This window comes from Corallococcus llansteffanensis, assembly GCF_003612055.1.
In the GTDB taxonomy this organism is placed as follows: domain Bacteria; phylum Myxococcota; class Myxococcia; order Myxococcales; family Myxococcaceae; genus Corallococcus; species Corallococcus llansteffanensis.
This window is the reverse complement of record NZ_RAWB01000792.1, coordinates 1-3,557: the sequence shown is the minus strand read 5'-3', so window position 1 is coordinate 3,557 and position 3,557 is coordinate 1. Positions and strand designations below refer to the sequence as shown.

4 protein-coding genes are annotated in these 3,557 nt (G+C 71.7%); 2 read left to right on the top strand and 2 right to left on the bottom strand.

Features of this window, described 5'->3' with window-relative positions:
* Positions 1–53: 53 nt before the first annotated feature.
* Positions 54–947 carry an NmrA family NAD(P)-binding protein gene (locus D7V93_RS40250; protein WP_120648322.1) on the bottom strand — a complete coding sequence of 298 codons (894 nt, stop codon included), beginning with the start codon at positions 945–947 and terminating at the stop codon, positions 54–56.
* Positions 948–1,028: 81 nt separating this feature from the next.
* Between D7V93_RS40250 and D7V93_RS40245 the strand changes: the two genes are divergently transcribed.
* Together D7V93_RS40245 and D7V93_RS40240 are read left to right on the top strand one after the other, a co-directional pair.
* On the top strand, positions 1,029–2,039 hold the full coding sequence (locus D7V93_RS40245; RefSeq protein WP_244237801.1) for a LysR family transcriptional regulator: 1,011 nt from the start codon (positions 1,029–1,031) through the stop codon (positions 2,037–2,039).
* Between the two features lie 79 nt (positions 2,040–2,118).
* Complete coding sequence (locus D7V93_RS40240; protein WP_120648320.1) at positions 2,119–2,736, top strand: DUF2378 family protein; 618 nt, start codon at positions 2,119–2,121, stop codon at positions 2,734–2,736.
* On the opposite strand, the gene D7V93_RS40235 is transcribed toward D7V93_RS40240, so the two are convergent.
* Positions 2,687–3,532, bottom strand: a complete 846-nt coding sequence (locus D7V93_RS40235) for a tRNA (5-methylaminomethyl-2-thiouridine)(34)-methyltransferase MnmD (RefSeq protein WP_120648323.1) — start codon at positions 3,530–3,532, stop codon at positions 2,687–2,689. The genes D7V93_RS40240 and D7V93_RS40235 overlap by 50 nt on opposite strands.
* Positions 3,533–3,557: the final 25 nt, after the last annotated feature.

Below are 3,557 nucleotides of genomic sequence, written 5' to 3'. Positions count from 1 at the left end.
GAGGAGGACGGCGAACCGCCCGCCCCCTCCGTCCCCTCCTCGACCGCGCGGGACTACGACGCCCGAATCTGATCCACCACCGGCTTGAGCACGGTGGCCGCGAACTCGGCCAGCGTGGTGGGCGTGGTGGTCTCCTTCGAGCGAGGCTCGGCGGCGTCCATGCGGCCGTCCTTGATGGCGCCGTACATCTCCGTGAACGCATCCGCCATCCACGCCGGCAGGCCCATGCCCTTCAGGCTGCCGCGCATGTCCTCCACCCCCACCTGCATGTACTTCACGGGCCGCCCCAGTGCCTGCGTCAGGATGGCCGCCGCCTCCGGGTAGGTGAGGTCCTGGGGCCCGTGCACGCCCAGGTTGCGGTGACCCGTCCACGACGCGTCGGTCAGCACCTCCGCCGCCTTGGTGGCGATGTCCGCCACGGCCACCATCTGGAACTTCTTCTCCGGCCCCGCGACGTTGTAGATGTGGCCCGCCTTGGCGAGCGCCTGCACGTCGCGCAGGAAGTTCTCCATGAAGAAGCCCGCGCGCAGGGCGGTGACGTTCGGCGACACCGCCTTGAAGGCCTCCTCCACCGGCTTGAGCGCGGACACCGGCCCGCTGCCGGGGCCGTTCTGCGCGCCCACGCTGGAGAGCACCACCACGCGCTGCACGCCGTGCGCCTTCACCAACGCCGCCGTCTGCTGCGCCACCTTCGCTGACCAGTCGAGGAAGTCCGGGCGGGCCGGCGGAGGCGACAGCCAGAACAGCGCCTCCGCGCCCTGGAGGGCCGCGTCCATCGTGGCCTTGTCCTCGATGGAGCCCTGCACCAGCTTCGCCCCCTGCTTCACCAGGTCCGACACCTTCTCCGGGTTGCGGGAGATGATCGTGACCTTGCGGCCCGAGTGCAGGAGCTTCTGGACGAGGGGACGACCGATGTTGCCATTCGGGGTGTTGATGACGATGGACATGGACTGCCTCCAGCGACAGCGAGATGGCGCAACAGTGCCCCCACGACCGCCATGAAGCCACTGCATGCTATGCATGTGACCATGCGCCGCCTTCATGAAACCCGGACGCCGGTTCCTGACGAGGTGGACCTCGCCGGCATCAACCTCAACCTGCTGGTGGCGCTGGACGCGCTGCTGCGGGAGGCGCACGTCACCCGCGCCGCCGCCCGCGTGGGCCTCACCCAGTCCGCGATGAGCCATGCGCTGGCCCAGTTGCGGGAGCTGCTGGGCGACGCGCTCCTCATCCGGGGCCGGGGTGGCATGGTGCTGACACCGCGCGCGGAGCAGCTCACCGCGCCGCTCCGGCGGGGTCTGGTGGAGCTCCAGCGTGCCCTGCGCAGCGAGCCCGCGTTCGAGCCCGCCACGGCGACGCGCCGCTTCACCGTGGCCACGCGCGACTACTTCGGCTCCGTGCTGCTGCCCTCCGCGCTGGAGCTGCTGGGCCGCGAGGCGCCCGGCGTGGACCTGTCCGTGCTGCACGTGGAGAACAGCACCTACCCCGCGCTGCTGGAGAGCGGCGAGGTGGACCTGACCGTCGTCACGCCGCCGGTGGAGTCGGGGCCCGGCCTGCGCCAGCAGAAGCTGTTCACCGAGGACTTCGTCTGCGTGGTGCGCAAGGGCCACCCCAAGGTGCGGCGCGGGATGGACCTGGACACGTACCTGGAGCTGTCCCACGTCCTCATCAGCCCGCGCGGCGACGGCGTGGGCGCGGTGGACGTGGCGCTGGCCCAGCGAGGCCTGCCCCCGCGCCGCATCGCCCTGCGCGTGCCGTACTTCCTCATCGCCCCGCTGGTGGTGACGCGCTCCGACCACGTCCTCACCGCGCCGCGCCGCCTCATCGCCGCGTTCAGCGAGGCCTATCCGCTCCAGGTCTTCCCCCCGCCCCTGCCCGTGCGCCCCTTCGACATGATCCAGGTCTGGCATGAACGGTTCGACGGAGACCCGGCCCACCAGTGGCTGCGCGGCCTGGTCGCACGCGCCGTCGGGGCCGCGCATCCGGTGTCACGAAACACCCGGAGTTCACGTCGGGTGCGGCGCACGACAGCTTCCTGACACTCGGGGGCCGCGATACTGAACGCCGGTGCACAGGTGGGGGAGCATCGCATGGGGGGCATCGTGTAGGGTGCGACCCATGAATCCAGAGAAGCTTGTCTTCGCCCAGACCGTCGACGCCCTCTTCGTCCGAGCGCTGGAGAACCGCCTGACGCCCGCGTGCGTGGAGCACCTGAAGCGGGCGGGGCTGGACCTCGACGCGAAGCTGGAGCGCACCTACACCCTGGAGCAGTGGCGCGAGTTCCTGCGCATCGCGGCCGGCCACGTCTACGGCGGCGTGCCCGCGGAAGCGGCGTACTACTCGCTGGGCGAGCGCTTCATGGATGCCTACTTCGGCACCTTCTTTGGCCGCGCGCTCCTGGGCGTGGGCCGGCTCGCGGGCCCCCGGCGGATGCTGCTGCGCGCGGACCTGGGCTTTCGCGCCGGTAACAACTTCAGTGAGGTCAAAATCGTCGAGCGCAGCGCGACTTCGCTGGAGCTGTGGATGAACGACGTGCTGGCGGATCAGCCGACGTTCGCGGCGGGTCTGCTGTCGCGCGCGGTGGCGCTGTGCGGCGGCTGGCGGGTGGTGGCGCTGCCGGAGGGGTTCGACGGCACTTCGGCGACGTACCACCTGCGCTGGAGCGAGGCGCCGTCCGAGGGGGCGCTCAGCGCCACTGAGGATGGGTCCGCAGGCGACGCTCGACCTCAGGCGTGAGGGTGGCCCCATGCGGGGCCCGGGAGGACGAGCGCTCCCAGCGCTCCAACCACCGGGCTCCCAGTGGGGAAACCAGGGATTCGAAGCGGGTCGAGGCCACGGTGGTCTCCCCCTTGGCGCCGGTGGACACGCCGGCGCCCACGAAGAAGCCGGCGAGCAGCAGGGTGACGCGGGTGGGCGTGGCCGCGCTGTAGGTGAGCAGCAGGGCCCCCTCCCCGTCCTCGCGGCAGTGTCGGCGCACCCGGGTGAGGACGGCCTCGGTCCACATGTCCGGGTTCGAGGCCGGGGAGAACGGGTCGAAGAAGACGAGGTCGGCCATGGGCAGCGCGCTGTCCAGGTACGGCACGGCGTCCCCGAGCTTGAGGGTCCACTGGATGCCGGGCTCTGCCCAGGCGCCGTCGCGCATGAGGGCCTCCGCGGCAGCGCGGAAGGGCTGGAGGAAGGGGAAGCCCTCGGCATCCGCGAGCGCGAGGCGCAGTGGGGCCAGGTCCACCTCGAAGCTGACGACGTGCAGGTCGCGGGCGCGCTCCGGGCCCAGTTCGCGGGCGCGGGTGAGCGCGGCGACGGCGTTGGTGGCGGCGCCCAGGCCCACGTCGTGGATGACGAGCGGCGGGCCGGGCTTGCGCAGCCGATCCGCGAGGGCGGGTTGATCCACGTAGAGGCGCAGGGCCTCCTGCCACGGGCCGACGGCCGGGTGCATCACCTCGCCGTGGCCCAGGTGGCGCACGGCGCGGTGGCCGTTGCGGAGGGTGACGAGCTCGAAGTCGCCGTCGCGCGGATGGGAGGGCTCGGACATGGGGCGCGGGTTCCTGGCCTGGAAG

What these genes read in the sequence shown, in the direction of transcription:
- D7V93_RS40250 (WP_120648322.1), bottom strand. Translation starts at nt 947, where the DNA reads ATGTCCATCGTCATCAACACCCCGAATGGCAACATCGGTCGTCCCCTC.
- D7V93_RS40245 (WP_244237801.1), top strand. Translation starts at nt 1,029, where the DNA reads ATGCGCCGCCTTCATGAAACCCGGACGCCGGTTCCTGACGAGGTGGAC.
- D7V93_RS40240 (WP_120648320.1), top strand. Translation starts at nt 2,119, where the DNA reads ATGAATCCAGAGAAGCTTGTCTTCGCCCAGACCGTCGACGCCCTCTTC.
- D7V93_RS40235 (WP_120648323.1), bottom strand. Translation starts at nt 3,532, where the DNA reads ATGTCCGAGCCCTCCCATCCGCGCGACGGCGACTTCGAGCTCGTCACC.